The 15,385-nt window shown below is 71.7% G+C and carries 14 protein-coding genes; 5 read left to right on the top strand and 9 right to left on the bottom strand.

The features are described 5' to 3' along the window. Positions 1–7: 7 nt before the first annotated feature. The 3 genes from OG408_RS28215 to OG408_RS28205 are packed head-to-tail and all read left to right on the top strand — an operon-like array spanning position 8 to position 2,642. Positions 8–580: a CDP-alcohol phosphatidyltransferase family protein gene (locus OG408_RS28215; protein WP_326672661.1), complete on the top strand. Its 573-nt coding sequence runs from the start codon at positions 8–10 to the stop codon at positions 578–580. Continuing rightward, a complete protein-coding gene (locus tag OG408_RS28210; RefSeq protein ID WP_326672659.1) occupies positions 577–1,437 on the top strand; it encodes a phosphatidate cytidylyltransferase in 861 nt (286 codons plus the stop codon). Before OG408_RS28215 ends, OG408_RS28210 begins: the two co-directional genes overlap by 4 nt. Continuing rightward, positions 1,437–2,642, top strand: a complete 1,206-nt coding sequence (locus OG408_RS28205; protein ID WP_326672657.1) for a lysophospholipid acyltransferase family protein — start codon at positions 1,437–1,439, stop codon at positions 2,640–2,642. Before OG408_RS28210 ends, OG408_RS28205 begins: the two co-directional genes overlap by 1 nt. Positions 2,643–2,746: 104 nt before the next feature. Here the strand turns inward: OG408_RS28205 and pruA are convergent, their stop codons facing one another. Beyond that, entirely contained in the window at positions 2,747–4,378 is a 1,632-nt protein-coding gene (gene pruA / locus OG408_RS28200; RefSeq protein WP_266783197.1) for an L-glutamate gamma-semialdehyde dehydrogenase, read from the bottom strand. Positions 4,379–4,416: 38 nt separating this feature from the next. Beyond that, positions 4,417–5,343, bottom strand: coding sequence for a proline dehydrogenase family protein (locus OG408_RS28195; protein ID WP_285567113.1), 927 nt, complete (start codon positions 5,341–5,343; stop codon positions 4,417–4,419). Between the two features lie 183 nt (positions 5,344–5,526). On the opposite strand from OG408_RS28195, the gene OG408_RS28190 reads away from it, so the two are divergent. Further along, entirely contained in the window at positions 5,527–6,669 is a 1,143-nt protein-coding gene (locus OG408_RS28190) for a PucR family transcriptional regulator (protein WP_266783193.1), read from the top strand. A 13-nt stretch (positions 6,670–6,682) separates the two neighbouring features. Here the strand turns inward: OG408_RS28190 and OG408_RS28185 are convergent, their stop codons facing one another. Further along, complete coding sequence (locus tag OG408_RS28185; protein WP_285567110.1) at positions 6,683–7,171, bottom strand: carboxymuconolactone decarboxylase family protein; 489 nt, start codon at positions 7,169–7,171, stop codon at positions 6,683–6,685. A gap of 47 nt (positions 7,172–7,218) precedes the next feature. Here OG408_RS28185 and pdxR point away from each other — a divergent pair, with 47 nt between their 5' ends. Continuing rightward, positions 7,219–8,637, top strand: coding sequence for a MocR-like pyridoxine biosynthesis transcription factor PdxR (gene pdxR, locus OG408_RS28180; RefSeq protein WP_266783189.1), 1,419 nt, complete (start codon positions 7,219–7,221; stop codon positions 8,635–8,637). 25 nt (positions 8,638–8,662) lie between these two features. Here the strand turns inward: pdxR and OG408_RS28175 are convergent, their stop codons facing one another. From OG408_RS28175 to OG408_RS28150, 6 genes are all read right to left on the bottom strand, one after another. After that, positions 8,663–9,190, bottom strand: a complete 528-nt coding sequence (locus tag OG408_RS28175) for a hypothetical protein (protein WP_326672654.1) — start codon at positions 9,188–9,190, stop codon at positions 8,663–8,665. 101 nt (positions 9,191–9,291) lie between these two features. Beyond that, positions 9,292–9,900: a TetR/AcrR family transcriptional regulator gene (locus tag OG408_RS28170; protein WP_326672652.1), complete on the bottom strand. Its 609-nt coding sequence runs from the start codon at positions 9,898–9,900 to the stop codon at positions 9,292–9,294. Positions 9,901–9,979: 79 nt separating this feature from the next. Beyond that, complete coding sequence (gene serA / locus OG408_RS28165) at positions 9,980–11,572, bottom strand: phosphoglycerate dehydrogenase (protein WP_266783183.1); 1,593 nt, start codon at positions 11,570–11,572, stop codon at positions 9,980–9,982. A gap of 277 nt (positions 11,573–11,849) precedes the next feature. Further along, positions 11,850–12,851, bottom strand: coding sequence for a ketol-acid reductoisomerase (gene ilvC / locus OG408_RS28160; protein ID WP_266783181.1), 1,002 nt, complete (start codon positions 12,849–12,851; stop codon positions 11,850–11,852). A gap of 107 nt (positions 12,852–12,958) precedes the next feature. After that, a complete protein-coding gene (gene ilvN, locus OG408_RS28155) occupies positions 12,959–13,486 on the bottom strand; it encodes an acetolactate synthase small subunit (protein WP_266783179.1) in 528 nt (175 codons plus the stop codon). A gap of 23 nt (positions 13,487–13,509) precedes the next feature. Next, the gene (locus tag OG408_RS28150; RefSeq protein WP_266783177.1) at positions 13,510–15,366 is read right to left on the bottom strand and encodes an acetolactate synthase large subunit; all 1,857 of its coding nucleotides are present in this window, start codon (positions 15,364–15,366) and stop codon (positions 13,510–13,512) included. Positions 15,367–15,385: the final 19 nt, after the last annotated feature.

Raw genomic sequence — 15,385 nt, 5'->3', positions numbered from 1 at the left:
TGACCCCATGAACGGCCTCTATGCTCTCAAGCCCTGGTACGCGGACCGGCTCTCCGGTGTCCGCGCCTCGCTGGTCCGCCGTGAGGTGTCGCCCGACACCCTCACCGCGGCCGGCGTCGTCGCCGCGGCCGGCGCCGCAGCCTCGCTGGCCTGGCTGCCCGCCGGGACCGCCGCCCTGGCGGTCGCCCCGCTGCTCGCGGCCCGGCTCGCCTTCGCCAACCTCGACGGTGCGCTGGCCCGCGACACGGGCCGCACCACCAGGCGCGGCGCGGTGCTCAACGAGCTCGGCGACCGGGTCGCGGACCTGGTCGTGCTGGCCGGATTCCTGGCCCTCGCCCCGCTGTGGCTGGTGACGGTCGCCGCGCTCGCGGCGACGCTGCCGTCCTGGGTGTCGCTGGCCGGGGCAGCGGCCGGCGCGCCCCGGCGCAACGGCGGGCCGGTCGGCAAGACCGAGCGGTGCCTGCTGGTCGTGGTCGCCGCGGCGAGCGGCTGGGCCGTCCCCGTCCTGATCGTGATCGCCGCCGGTTCGCTGCTCACCGCGGCGCTCCGGCTGGCGGGCCTGTGGCGGGAGCTGGCATGAGCACCGTACTGATCGCCGAGGAGGCGGCCGCGCGGGCGGTGCCGCTGGTCGCGGGTGTGCTGGGGGCGGGCGGGGTCGCGGTCGCGGTCCTTCCCTCGAAGGTGCGGATGCGGGCCGAACTGCGCCGGCGGTGGCGGACCTGGGCGCTGGTGGCGCCGGTGTTCCTGGGGGCGTACTTCCTGGGCGGCGGCGGCACGTACGCGCTGGCCGCAGGGCTCGGCCTGATCGCGGCGAGCGAGTTCGTCCGGATGGCGAAGCTGCGGCGCGGCGACCATGTCGTGCTGGCGGCGGCCGCGGTGGCCCTCCCGGCGCTGGCCTGGCTGGCGCCGCACCTCCTGGACGCACGGGCCGCGGCGCTGCTGCTGATCGCGGCCGCGCTGCCCTCGGTGCTGGCCGGGGACGACCGGACGGGCTTCACCCGGACGGCCAGGACCGTGTTCGGGCTGCTGTGGATCCCAGTCGCGCTGACGGGCCTGGTGACGCTCGGCGACACGGGTGTCGCCATCGGACTGGCGGTGGCGCTCGGCGATGTGGGCGCCTGGTGCGGCGGTACGGCGCTGGGCAGGCGCGGCCCGCTGGCCCGTCCCCTGTCGCCGCTCTCCCCCAACAAGACGTGGGCGGGCGTGCTCGGCGCGGCCGTCGCGACGGCCGTACTGCTGCTGGTGCTCGGCGAGTTCAGCCTCCCGCTGTGGGCGGCGGTGACAGGCGGCTGTGTCCTGGGCGACCTGATCGAGTCGATGGTCAAGCGCGAGTCGGGCGTGAAGGACGCGGGCAGCTGGCTGCCCGGCTTCGGCGGCCTGCTCGACCGGATCGACTCCCTGCTGGTGGCCCTCCTCCTGGCGATGGTGATGACGTGATGAGTACGCTCCTGAGCACCCCGGTCCGCACCGTCCTCCCCCGCCGTTCCCGGGTCGCCGCCGCGCTCCGGCGCGGACTGTGGTGGGGCGTCCTCAGCCTCACCGGCGGGGTCGAACGGCGCGGCCGGCTGCCGCGCGGCGGCTGTGTCGTGGTCGCCAACCACTCCTCGCACGCGGACACCGCGGCGCTCCTCGCGGCGCTGGACGCCCGGCACTCGCCGGCGATCGGGGCGGCGGCCGACTACTGGTTCGCCTCCCCCTGGCGGCGGCGGATCTGCCGCAGGATGGCGGCGGGCTTCCCGGTGCGCCGGGGCGGCGGCGGGATGGAGGACCTGCTGACGATGGCGGGCGAACTGCGGGCGGGCCGGGCGGTCGTGCTGTTCCCCGAGGGCACCCGGGCGAAGGACGGCACGCTGGGCTCCTTCCACCGCGGTGCGCTGGTGCTGGCCGAGGAGGCGGGAGTGCCGGTGGTGCCGGTGGGGATCGCGGGCACGGACCGGCTGCTGCCCAAGCACGGGCGGCTGCGTTCGTCGCTGGTCCGGGTGACGATCGGCGAGCCGCTGCCGTCGGCCGTCTCCCCGGATGAGGCGCGCGACGCGGTGGTGGCGCTGCACGCCCGTGCGGTGGCCGAGCCGCTGAGGGACTCGGCGACGCGGCGCCGGGTGGCGGCGGTCGTCACCTCGCGCCTGGGTGTTCCGCTGGCGTTCTGCTGGGCGTTCGCGGAGGCGCTGAGCTGGCCGCTGATGCCGGAGCTGCTGCTGGGCGCGGTGTGCGCGGCGGTGCCGCGGGCGGCCCTGAAGATGTCGCTGGGCGCGCTGGCCGGCAGCCTGGCGGGAGGTCTGCTGGCGCTGCACCTGGCCTCGGCGGGCGTCCACCTGCCGGCGCCGCTGACCACGGACCGGATGCGTGCGGAGGTCCGGCACGAACTGGCGCTGGAGGGTGCGTCCGCGGTGCGCCACCAGCCTTGGAACGGCATCCCGTTCAAGGTGTACGGCGCCGAGGCGGGCCGCGCCGGTGTCCCGGCGTCCGACTGGCTCGCCGCGTCGGCGGCGGCCCGTGGCTCCCGCACCCTGACGGTGGGCCTCGCCTTCGCCGGCTTCGGGCTGCTGATGCGCCGCCACCGCCGTTGGTACGGCCGCTGTCTGGTGCTGCTGGGAGGCGGGTTCGCGGCGGGGCTGTCCCTGATCGTGCACGGCTGGAGCTGAACCGCGGGACCCGTACATGGAAACCGCCCCCCGGCCGGCAGGGGAACCGGTCGGGAGGCGGAGTTCGGGACGGGGCGCCGGGAGGGCGGCGCCCCGGAGGGCGGTCAGCCCTGGTGGGGGTAGGTGTAGTCGGTCGGCGGGACCAGCGTCTCCTTGATGGCCCGGGTCAGGGTCCAGCGCTGGAGGTTCTGCGGGGCGCCCGCCTTGTCGTTCGTACCCGAGGCGCGGCCGCCACCGAAGGGCTGCTGGCCGACGACGGCACCGGTCGACTTGTCGTTGATGTAGAAGTTGCCCGCGGCGTACCGCAGCTTCTCCATCGTGTACGCGGCCGCGGCGCGGTCGTTCGCGATGACGGAACCGGTCAGGGCGTAGTCGGAGACCGACTCCATCTGCTCCAGCATCGCGTCGAAGTTCTCGTCCTCGTAGACGTGGACCGCGAGGATCGGGCCGAAGTACTCGGTCGTGAAGACCTCGTTCTCGGGGTCGCTGCACTCGATGACGGTCGGGCGGACGAAGTAGCCCACCGAGTCGTCGTAGGTGCCGCCGGCGACGATCGTGCACGCCGGGTCGGCCGCGGCGCGGTCGATGGCGGCCTTGTTCTTCGCGAAGGCGCGGTCGTCGATGACGGCACCCATGAAGTGCGACAGGTCGGTGACGTCGCCCATCGTGATGGAGTCGACCTCGGCCGCGAACTTCTCCTTGAAACCGGAGTTCCAGATGGAGGCCGGGACGTAGGCGCGCGAGGACGCCGAGCACTTCTGGCCCTGGAATTCGAAGGAGCCGCGGGTCAGCGCGGTCTTCAGGATCGCGTGGTCGGCCGACGGGTGCGCGACGACGAAGTCCTTGCCGCCGGTCTCGCCGACGAGACGCGGGTAGGTGCGGTACTTCGCGATGTTGTTGCCGACCGTCTTCCACAGGTGCTGGAAGGTGGGGGTCGAGCCGGTGAAGTGGATACCGGCCAGGTCGCGGTGGTTCAGGGCCACCTCGGAGACGGCGATGCCGTCACCGGTCACCAGGTTGATGACGCCCTTGGGCAGACCGGCCTCCTCCAGGAGCTGCATCAGCAGCACGGCGGCGTGGGTCTGCGTGGGGGACGGCTTCCAGACCACCACGTTGCCCATGAGGGCCGGGGCGGTGGGCAGGTTGCCCGCGATGGCCGTGAAGTTGAACGGCGTGATCGCGTAGACGAAGCCCTCCAGCGGGCGGTGGTCCATGCGGTTCCACACGCCCGGGGAGTTGGCCGGGGGCTGCTCGGCCAGGATCTGGCGCGCGTAGTGCACGTTGAAGCGCCAGAAGTCGACGAGCTCGCAGGGGGTGTCGATCTCGGCCTGCTGGGCGGTCTTGCCCTGGCCGAGCATCGTGGAGGCGGCCAGCGTCTCGCGCCAGGGGCCGGAGAGCAGCTCGGCGGCGCGCAGGATGATCGCGGCGCGGTCGTCGAAGGCCATCGCGCGCCAGGCCGGAGCGGCGGCGAGGGCGGCGTCGACCGCGTCCTGCGCGTCCTGCTTCGTGGCACCGGCGTAGGTGCCGATGACGGCCTTGTGGTTGTGGGGCTGCACGACGTCGAAACGCTCGCCGCCGCCCATCCGCTTCTCGCCGCCGATGGTCATCGGCAGGTCGATCGGGTTCTGGCCGATCTCCTTGAGCTTGGCCTCCAGGCGGGCGCGCTCCGGAGAGCCCGGGGCGTAGGAGTGGACCGGCTCGTTGACCGGCGCGGGGACCTGGGTTACAGCGTCCATGGGTTCCGTGGCTCCTTGGGTAGAGAGGTGGAGGGGGCTCAGCCCTTGGTGAGGATGGAGCGGCCGAAGAACAGCAGGTTGGCCGGCTTCTCCGCGAGGCGGCGCATGAAGTAGCCGTACCAGTCGGTGCCGTACGCGGTGTAGACACGCATGCGGTGTCCCTCGGCCGCGAGCCGGATGTGCTCGTCGCTGCGGATGCCGTACAGCATCTGGAACTCGTACTCGTCGAGCTTGCGCCCGGCCTTGCGGCCGAGCTCCTGGGCGATGGCGATCAGGCGCGGGTCGTGGGACCCGATCATCGGGTAGCCCTCGCCCTCCATCAGGGTCTTCAGGATGCGGACGTACGCCTTGTCGATCTCGGCCTTGTCCTGGTACGCGACGGAGGCGGGCTCCTTGTAGGCGCCCTTCACGATGCGCACGCGGCTGCCGGCGGCGGCCAGGCGGCGGGCGTCGTCCTCGGTGCGGAAGAGGTAGGCCTGGATGACGCATCCGGTCTGCGGGTAGTCCTTCCGCAGCTCCTCGTGGATGGCGAACATCGAGTCGAGGGTGGTGTGGTCCTCGGCGTCCAGGGTGACCGTGGTGCCGATCGCGGCGGCGGCCTCGACGACCGGGCGGACGTTGGCGAGGGCCAGCTCGTGGCCGTTCTCCAGCGCCTGGCCGAACATCGAGAGCTTGACGGACATCTCGGCCCTGGTGCCCAGGCCGAGGTCCTTGAGGCGGCCGACGAGCTCCAGGTAGGCGTCGCGCGCGGCGGCGGCCTGCGCGGGCGTGGTGATGTCCTCACCGACCACGTCGAGCGTGACTTCGAGGCCCTTGTCTGCGGCGTCCTCGATGATCGGGACGACCTGCTCGACCGTCTCACCGGCGATGAACCGGTCGACGACCTGCTTCGTGCCCGGGGCTGCCGAGATGAAACGGCGCATCTTGTCGCTGCGTGACGCGGCGAGAATCACGGGACCCAGCACGGGGCACCTCCACGGAAAGTACGGACGAAAGCCGTACCGCGGCTCTATGACGAACATAAGCGGTACAGCACGGAGAACCACCGTGAAATCTAGGGATCTCTCCGATCCTGTGCCATCGACAGCTGTCACGCATCCGTGCCCTGGATCTCAGACATATGTCTGAAGGGGTGCGAGAATGGCCGGGTGAAGGGCGATTACCAGGAGCTGGTCGACGAGATCTCCGCGCTGCTCGGTGTCCCCGCGACGCTGGAGAACCGGGATTTCGGCCTCGTCGCCTTCGGCGCCCACGACAGCGACGACGACACGGCGATGGACCCGGTCCGCACCCGGTCGATCCTGACCCGCCGCTCGACCCCGGCGGTCCGCGCCTGGTTCGAGAACTTCGGCATCACCCGCGCCACCGGCCCCGTCCGCATCCCGGCCGCCCCGGAGGCCGGTGTCTACCGGGACCGGATCTGTCTGCCGGTACGCCATCGGGGTGTCGTGCTCGGTTACGTATGGCTGCTGGACGCCGACCCGGGACCCACCGACCCGCAGCTCGACGCGGCGATGGAGGTGGCGGCCCGGATCGGGGCCCTGCTCTCCGACGAGGCGCGGGCGGGCACGGACCTGTCCCGGGAGTTCGGCGCGGTACTCACGGCGGGGCGCGGCTGGCAGCGCGACATGGCGGTGGCCGCGCTCGCCGAGGCGCTCGGCCCGGACGCGGAGGGGCTGCACACCGTGGTGTGCGTGACGCCGTGGCCGGACGATCCGCCGTCGGCGCGCGCGGTGCCCTCCGCGGCGGCCCTGTCCGCCGCCCCGTTCCCGGGCGGTCCCGGCACGCCGGCACTGGCCGCGCTGGTCCGGCTGCGGTCGCACGACGTCCTGGACCCGGCGCTCACCGCCGCCGACCGGCTGCGCACCACCGGTGGGGCGGCCGCCACGGCGGGGATCGCGGTGCCCCGGCGCGGTCTTGCCGAGCTGGCCGACGCCTGGCACGAGGCATCCGCCGCGGCGCGGGCGGCCGCGGCGGAGACCCGGTTCGGCCCGGTCGCCGAGTGGTCGGCCATCGGCCCGTACCGGCTGCTGACCGCGCTCACCCCGGACACGCTGCCGGACCACACGGTCCGCCCCCTGCTCACCCCGTCGCACCGGGACCTCGCCCGCACCGCGGAGGTGTTCCTCGACTGCGCCGGCCAGGCGTCCCGGACCGCCGCCGAGCTGGGCATCCACCGGCAGACGCTGTACTACCGCCTCTCCCGGGTCCAGCAGCTCACCGGCCTCGACCTGAACGACGGCGAGGACCGGCTGCTGCTGCACATGGCGCTGAAGTCCGCCCGGCTCTGAGGCACCCGAGGGACTACGCGGCCCGCTCGTCCGTGCCCGGCACCTTGGCGGTGGACAGGGCGATGCGGTTCCAGGTGTTGATGGTGAAGATCAGCGCCAGCAGTCCGCCGAGCGTGGCCTCGTCGAACACGGCCGCGGCACGGGCGTAGACGTCGTCGGGGACCCCGCCGTGGGAGACCAGGGTGACGGCCTCGGTGAGCGCCAGCGCGGCCCGCTCCTCGGCGGTGAAGAAGTGCGCGGCCTCCTGCCAGACGGCCACCATGTGCAGCCGCTCCTCGCTCTCCCCCGCCTTGCGGGCGTCGGTGGTGTGCATGTGCAGGCAGTACGCGCAGCCGTTGAGCTGCGAGGAGCGGATCTGCACCAGTTCCACGAGGGCGGGGTCCAGGCCCTGGCGCGCGGCGGCGTCGAAGCCGATGAGGGCCTTGAAGGCCTTCGGGGCGGCCTTGGCGAAGTTGATGCGGGGAGCCCGGCCGGCGCTGACTGCGGTGTCGTTGTTCGTCATGTCCTCTACGTTATGAGCCCCAAAGACCTCGCGTAGGGTGCACTTTCATGTCGGATTCATGGGTCAATTCCGCGGAGCGGATCGGCAGTGACCTGCTCCTCGACCTGGCGGGGCCCGGCAGCCGCCGGGCCGTCCTCATCCGTGCGCTGCGCGACGCCGTACGGGACGGGAGGCTGGCCCCCGGCACCCGGCTGCCGCCCTACCGGTCGCTCGCGGCCGATCTCGGTCTGGCCCGCAACACCGTCGCCGACGCCTACGCGGAACTGGTCGCCGAGGGCTGGCTGACCGCCCGGCAGGGTTCCGGGACCCGGGTCGCCCGGCGCGCCGCACCCGTGGCACCCGCCCGGGTCCCGAAGAGGGCGCCGCACGCCCCGGCCGGTCCCGTGCACGATCTGCGCCAGGGCCGGCCGGACGCCGGTTCCTTCCCCCGTACCGCCTGGCTGTCCGCCGCCCGGCGCGCGCTGAACGCGGCACCCAACGACGCCTTCGGCCCCGGCGATCCGCAGGGCAGGACCGAGCTCCGCCACGCCCTGACGGACTATCTGGCCCGCTCGCGCGGGGTCCGCACCACTCCCGGACGGATCGTGATCTGCTCCGGGTTCGCCCATGCCCTGCGGCTGCTGTCGGGGTGCGGCCTCCTGCGCGGCCCGCTGGCGGTGGAGTCGTACGGGCTCGGCTTCCACCGGTCGGTCCTGGACGCCGCATCGGTGCGCACGGTGCCGCTCGCGCTCGACGAGGACGGTGCGCGCGTCGACGAACTGGGCGGGCTGCCGGGTGTGCGGGGCGTCCTGCTGACGCCCGCTCACCAGTTCCCCACCGGCGGGCCGCTGCGTCCGGAGCGCCGCTCGGCCGTCGTCGACTGGGCCCGCGCGCGGGGCGGGCTGGTGCTGGAGGACGACTACGACGGGGAGTTCCGGTACGACCGGGAGCCGGTGGGTGCCGTGCAGGGGCTGGACCCGGACCGGGTCGTGTACGCCGGCTCGGTCAGCAAGAGCCTGTCGCCGGCGATCCGGCTGGGGTGGATGGTGCTGCCGGAGCGGCTCGTCGGGCAGGTCCTGACGGCGAAGGGCGAGCGCGAGGCCTGGGCGAGCGTGCCGGACCAGCTGACCCTGGCCGAGCTGATCGTGTCGGGGCAGTACGACCGTCATGTCCGCCGGATGCGCCGCAGCTACCGCGAGCGCCGGGACCGGCTCGTCGCGGCGCTCGCCGAGCACGCCCCGCACATCACGGCCACCGGGATCGCGGCCGGTCTGCACGCGGTCCTGCGGCTGCCGCCCGGCACCGAGCAGTCCACGGTCAAGGCCGCCGCCTGGCAGGGCCTCGCCCTGGACGGGCTGGACGGCTTCCGCCACCCGGCAGCCCCGGCCACGGCCCCGGACGGCCTGGTCGTGGGCTACGCCGCCCCGCCGGACCACGCGTTCGGCGCGGCGCTGGAGGCGCTCTGCCGGGCGCTGCCGCCGGCCTGACGGACACGGGCCCGGCCGAAGGTGCCTACAGCCAGGACGGCGGGTCGGGCGCGACGATCGGGCGGTCGCTGACGACGGCGGCCATGACCACGGGCGCGTCCCCGTCGCTGCGCCCCACGCTCACTCCGACCCAGCGCCGTCGCTCGGACACCGGCCCCCAGGCCGCCAGGTCGCCGTAGCAGTCCTCGTCGAGGAGTGCCCCGAAGAGCGGCGGGACCGGTTCGTCGTTCTCCCGCAGGAGCAGCGCCCCGTGGACGGCCACCGGGTGGTGGGCGCCCCAACGGGCCTCCAGTTCCCCGACGAGCGAGGCCAGCCGCGCCTCGGCCGCCTCCTCCTCGTCGTCCCACTCCTCGCCGTCCGCGTCGTCGTCTCCGTCGCCCTCCCAGAGCGGGACGATCCGGAAGCCCTCGCCCGCGGTCACCGTCCACTCCCCCGTGTCCGGGTCCCCCTCGGCCACGGCAGGGCCGGCGGCCGGCAGGGGCGAGGCGAGCAGGGTCTCGATGTCGGCGACGGCCCGTGCGACGTCGAACGTCTCCCCGGCCCGGGCGGTCATCGCGGGCCGCCGTTCCCGCGGGGTTCCTGGATTCGCTGCCTCATGGGTGCCAACTCCTGCCTGCGCCGACGACGTGACCGAGCGTGCGAGCACGGTCCAGGCTAAGGGCTGTCCTCCGGGGCGGCTGGGGCGACCCGGCCTTCCAGCACGGCCTTCAGGCCGTCCGTCAGATCCTGCGCCGAGGGCGCCGATTCGCTGTCCATCAGCCACTGGACCATGACGCCGGCCAGCAGCGCCTGGCAGAACAGACCGGCCACCCGCGCCCTCTCGGGGTCGGTGGCGGGGTCGATGCCCAGCATGTTCTCGGCGAGTCCGTCGCGGCCCTCGCGCTGCGGCCCCGCGAGGGCCTTCTGCAGCTCGGGGTCGGTGTTGATCCGGGAGATGACCTCCATCTGGAGCTGCCAGACCGCCTTGGTCTGCTCGTAGCTCCCGATCACCCGCTCCCAGGTCTCCCGGAACTGGTCGAGCGGCGCGGACGGCACCTCCGCCCCGCTCGCGGGCTCGTCGCCCCGGGACAGCACGTCGCCCCACTCCTCCGTCACCTTGAGGAAGGCAAGGTTGAGCAGGGCCTCCTTGGAGCCGTAGTGGTAACCGATGGAGGCGAGATTGGTCCCCGAGGCCGCCACGATGTCGCGCGCCGTCGTCCGGGCGTAGCCCTTCTCCAGCAGGCAGCGCTTGGCGCCTTCGAGCAGATCCTCACGATGTCCCATATCAGCAGCGTACCCGGCATGCAGACGTTTGTGTAAGACGCACGTCTACATACCGGGTACGGCTGGTCAGCTGCGGAACTCAGTCGGTCAGGTTCACCGAACGGGCCGAGGCCGCGCCGATCTCCGAGGAGATCTCGGCCAGCACCGACGCCGGGACGTCGTCGTCGACGGTGAGGACGACGAGCGCCTCGCCGCCCACGTCGGCGCGCGACACCTGCATGCCCGCGATGTTCAGCCCGGCCTCGCCGAGGATCTTGCCGACCGCGCCGACGACACCGGGGCGGTCGTCGTAGCGCAGCACGACCATGTGGTCGGCGAGCGCCAGGTCCACATCGTGCTCGCCGATGGCGACGATCTTCTGGAGGTGCTTGGGGCCGGCCAGCGTGCCGGACACCGCGACCTCCTGGCCGTCGGCCAGGGTGCCGCGGACCGTGACCACGTTGCGGTGGTCGGGCGACTCGGAGCTGGTGGTGAGGCGGACCTCGACACCGCGCTCCTGCGCGAACAGCGGAGCGTTCACGTACGACACGGTCTCGTCGACGACGTCCTCGAAGACGCCCTTGAGCGCGGAGAGTTCGAGCACCTTCACGTCGTGCTGGGTGATCTCGCCGTACACCTCGACGTCGAGGCGGGCCGCGACCTCGCCCGCGAGCGCGGTGAAGATCCGGCCGAGCTTCTCGGCGAGCGGCAGCCCGGGACGGACGTCCTCGGCGATGACGCCGCCCTGGACGTTGACCGCGTCCGGCACGAGCTCACCGGCGAGCGCGAGGCGCACCGACTTGGCGACCGCGATACCGGCCTTCTCCTGGGCCTCGTCCGTGGAGGCGCCGAGGTGCGGGGTGCAGACGACCTGGTCGAACTGGAACAGCGGGGAGTCCGTGCAGGGCTCCTTGGTGTACACGTCGAGGCCGGCGCCGGCGACGCGGCCCTCCTTGAGGGCGGAGGCGAGCGCCTCCTCGTCGACGATGCCGCCGCGCGCGGCGTTGACGATGCGCACCGAGGGCTTCACCTTGTGCAGCGCCTCGTCACCGATCAGGCCGAGCGTCTCCGGGGTCTTGGGGAGGTGCACGGTGATGAAGTCGGAGACCTCCAGCAGCTCGTCCAGCGAGAGGAGCTTGACGCCCATCTGCGCGGCGCGCGCCGGCTGGACGTAGGGGTCGTACGCGACGATCTTCATGCCGAAGGCCGACATGCGCTGGGCGACCAGGACGCCGATGCGGCCGAGGCCGACGACACCGAGGGTCTTCTCGCTCAGCTCGACACCGGTGTACTTGGAGCGCTTCCACTCGCCGTTCTTGAGGGCGGTGTTGGCCTGGGGGATGTTGCGCGCGGTGGCGACGAGCAGACCGCAGGCCAGCTCGGCGGCGGTGACGATGTTGGAGGTCGGGGCGTTCACGACCATGACGCCGGCCTTGGTGGCCGAGGAGACATCGACGTTGTCCAGACCGACACCCGCGCGGGCGACGACCTTCAGCTTCTTCGCGGCGGCGATGGCCTCGGCGTCGACCTTGGTGGCGGAGCGCACCAGGATGGCGTCGACATCGACGATCGCGGGGAGGAGCTCGGCGCGGTCCGCGCCGTTGCAGTGCCGGATCTCGAAGTCCGGTCCCAGGGCGTCCACCGTGGCGGGCGACAGCTCTTCAGCGATGAGTACGACAGGTTTCGAGCTCACGTGAGTCCTCACAGATCCAGTGCGGACGGCCGTCCCGACGGCCGCAGGCGGTGGAGGGGCTTGCCGCGTGGAAGACGCACGACACTGTGGGCCTGACGCGTGTATGTGTTCCGAAGTGTAGTCATGCGCGACGACGCATACTGCGCCCCGTTGGAAGGATCACCCACATGAGGCTGGACGACTTGTACACACGTACGACGCCGCCTCTTCCAGCGGATGAAACAGGGCGGATGCCCGGAGGGGGCGGGCCGTGGCCCGCCCCCTCCGGGCACCGGTGTTACGCGTCCTCGTCGTTGACCCAGCTCATGAGCTTGCGGAGCTCACGGCCGGTGGTCTCCAGCAGGTGGTCGCTGTCGGCCTTCTTGTACTCGTTGTACTTGGGCAGACCGTTGTGGTACTCGGCCATCCAGGCGTTGGCGAAGGTGCCGTCCTGGATCTCGGTGAGGACCTTCTTCATCTCGGCCTTGGTGGCGTCCGTGATGATCCGCGGGCCGGTGACGTAGTCGCCCCACTCGGCGGTCTCCGAGATCGACCAGCGCATCTTCTCCAGGCCGCCCTCGTACATGAGGTCCACGATGAGCTTCAGCTCGTGGAGGCACTCGAAGTACGCGATCTCCGGCTGGTAGCCGGCCTCGGTGAGGGTCTCGAAACCGGCCTTCACCAGGGCGGCGGTGCCACCGCAGAGAACGGCCTGCTCGCCGAAGAGGTCGGTCTCGGTCTCCTCGGTGAACGTCGTCTTGATGACGCCGGCGCGGGTGCCGCCGATGCCCTTGGCGTACGAGAGGGCGAGCTCCAGGCCCTTGCCCGTGGCGTCCTGCTCCACGGCCACGATGCACGGAACGCCGCGGCCCTCCTCGTACTGGCGGCGGACCAGGTGGCCCGGGCCCTTCGGGGCGACCATGCAGACGTCGACGCCGGCCGGCGGCTTGATGAAGCCGAAGCGGATGTTCAGGCCGTGGCCGAAGAACAGCGCGTCGCCGTCCTTGAGGTTGTCCTTGACGGACTCCTCGTAGACCTGGGCCTGGATCGGGTCCGGAACCAGGATCATGATGACGTCGGCCTCGGCGGACGCCTGGGCCGGGGTCACCACGCGCAGGCCCTGCTCCTCGGCCTTGGCCTTGGACTTGGAGCCCTCGTGCAGACCGACACGGACGTCGACACCCGAGTCGCGCAGCGACAGCGCGTGGGCGTGGCCCTGGCTGCCGTAACCAAGGACCGCGACCTTGCGGCCCTGGATGATGGACAGGTCGGCATCGTCGTCGTAGAACAGCTCGGCCACTGGGTCTTCTCCTTGGTGTGCAGGTGTTGCGTCCCACCGTACGGCGGGGTGCGTCAGTTACGTTTTCGGGTCTCGCCATACGAGCGGCGCGGCGGACCCGGAATGGTTTATGCCGTGCGGTCGAGAGCGCGCAGCGACCGGTCGGTGATCGAGCGCGCGCCACGTCCTATGGCGATGGTGCCGGACTGGACGAGCTCCTTGATGCCGAACTGCTCCAGCATCTTGAGCATCGCCTCCAGCTTGTCGGCGCCGCCGGTCGCCTCGATCGTGACGGCCTCCGGGGAGACGTCCACGGTCTTGGCGCGGAACAGCTGGACGATCTCGACGATCTGGGAGCGGGTCTCGTTGTCGGCGCGGACCTTCACCAGGACGAGCTCACGCTGGATCGCAGCGGACGGCTCGAGTTCGACGATCTTCAGGACGTTGACCAGCTTGTTGAGCTGCTTGGTGACCTGCTCCAGGGGCAGGTCGTCGACATTCACGACGATGGTGATGCGGGAGATGTCGGGGTGTTCGGTGGTACCGACCGCGAGCGAGTCGATGTTGAAGCCGCGGCGGGAGAACAGGGCCGTGATCCGGGCGAGGACACCGGGCTTGTTCTCGACCAGGACGGAGAGCGTGTGCTTGGTGGACATGGAAGTCGGTCTCTCTCTGTCTCTCAGTCGTCTTCGTTGTCGCCGAAGTCGGGACGGACGCCGCGGGCTGCCATGACCTCGTCGTTCGAGGTGCCGGCGGCGACCATCGGCCACACCATGGCGTCCTCGTGGACGATGAAGTCGATGACGACCGGGCGGTCGTTGATCGAGTTGGCCTCGGCGATGACCTTGTCCAGGTCGGCCGGGTCCTCGCAGCGGATCGCGTAGCAGCCCATGGCCTCGGACAGCTTGACGAAGTCGGGCACCCGGGTGCCCTTCGCCGCGTTGCCGTCGGTGTCGGCGCCGGAGTGCAGCACGGTGTTGGAGTACCGCTGGTTGTAGAACAGGGTCTGCCACTGGCGGACCATCCCGAGTGCGCCGTTGTTGATGATGGCGACCTTGATCGGGATGTTGTTGAGCGCGCAGGTGGTGAGTTCCTGATTGGTCATCTGGAAGCAGCCGTCGCCGTCGATCGCCCAGACCGTGCGGTCCGGCATGCCTGCCTTGGCGCCCATCGCGGCCGGGACCGCGTAGCCCATCGTGCCCGCGCCGCCGGAGTTCAGCCAGGTGGCGGGCTGCTCGTACTTGATGAAGTGCGAGGCCCACATCTGGTGCTGGCCGACGCCCGCCGCGAAGATCGTGTCCGGCGGGGCCAGTTCACCGACGCGCTGGATGACCTGCTGCGGCGAGAGGCTGCCGTCCTCCGGCAGGTCGTAGCCGACCGGGTAGGTGTCGCGCCACCGGTTGAGGTCCTTCCACCAGGCGGCGTAGTCGCCCGTGTGGCCCTCGGTGTGCTCGGCCTGGACCGCCTGGACGAGGTCGGCGATGACCTCGCGGGCATCACCGACGATCGGGACGTCGGCCGCGCGGTTCTTGCCGATCTCCGCCGGGTCGATGTCGGCGTGGACGATCTTGGCGTACGGCGCGAAGCTGTCCAGCTTGCCGGTGACCCGGTCGTCGAAGCGGGCGCCGAGGGCGACGATCAGGTCGGCCTTCTGCAGCGCGGTGACGGCGGTGACCGCACCGTGCATACCGGGCATTCCCACGTGCAGCGGGTGGCTGTCGGGGAAGGAGCCGAGCGCCATCAGGGTGGTGGTGACGGGCGCTCCGGTCAGCTCGGCCAGCACCTTGAGTTCGGCGGTGGCCCCGGCCTTCATGACGCCGCCGCCCACATACAGGACCGGGCGCTTGGCCTGGGTGATGAGCTTGGCGGCCTCGCGGATCTGCTTGGCGTGCGGCTTGGTCACCGGGCGGTAGCCCGGCAGGTCCATCACCGGCGGCCAGCTGAAGGTGGTCTTCGCCTGGAGCGCGTCCTTGGCGATGTCGACCAGGACGGGTCCCGGACGGCCGGAGGCGGCGATGTGGAAGGCCTCGGCGATCGTGTGCGGGATGTCCTCGGCCTTGGTGACCAGGAAGTTGTGCTTGGTGACCGGCATCGTGATGCCGCAGATGTCGGCTTCCTGGAAGGCGTCGGTGCCGATGGCGGCGGAGGCCACCTGGCCGGTGATCGCGACGATCGGCACCGAGTCCAGGTACGCGTCGGCGATCGGAGTGACCAGGTTGGTGGCGCCCGGGCCGCTGGTGGCCATGCAGACGCCGACCTTGCCGGTGGCCTGTGCGTAGCCGGTGGCCGCGTGGCCCGCGCCCTGCTCGTGGCGGACCAGCACGTGACGGACCCGCTGCGAGTCCATCATCGGGTCGTACGCCGGAAGGATGGCGCCGCCGGGAATGCCGAATACCGTGTCGGCCCCCACCTCCTCGAGGGAGCGGATGAGGGACTGCGCACCCGTGACGTGCTCAACGGTGGCGGTGGACGATCCGCCGTTACGGGCCCGCGGCTGGGGATGGTGGGCCCCGGTGGCCTGCTCGGTCATCGGCATTCTCTTCTCGAAGCTGAGG

Source organism: Streptomyces sp. NBC_01257 (assembly GCF_035917255.1).
Lineage (GTDB): Bacteria > Actinomycetota > Actinomycetes > Streptomycetales > Streptomycetaceae > Streptomyces.
Note: the sequence above shows the minus strand (reverse complement) of the source record. Positions and strands in the feature narration are given on the sequence as shown.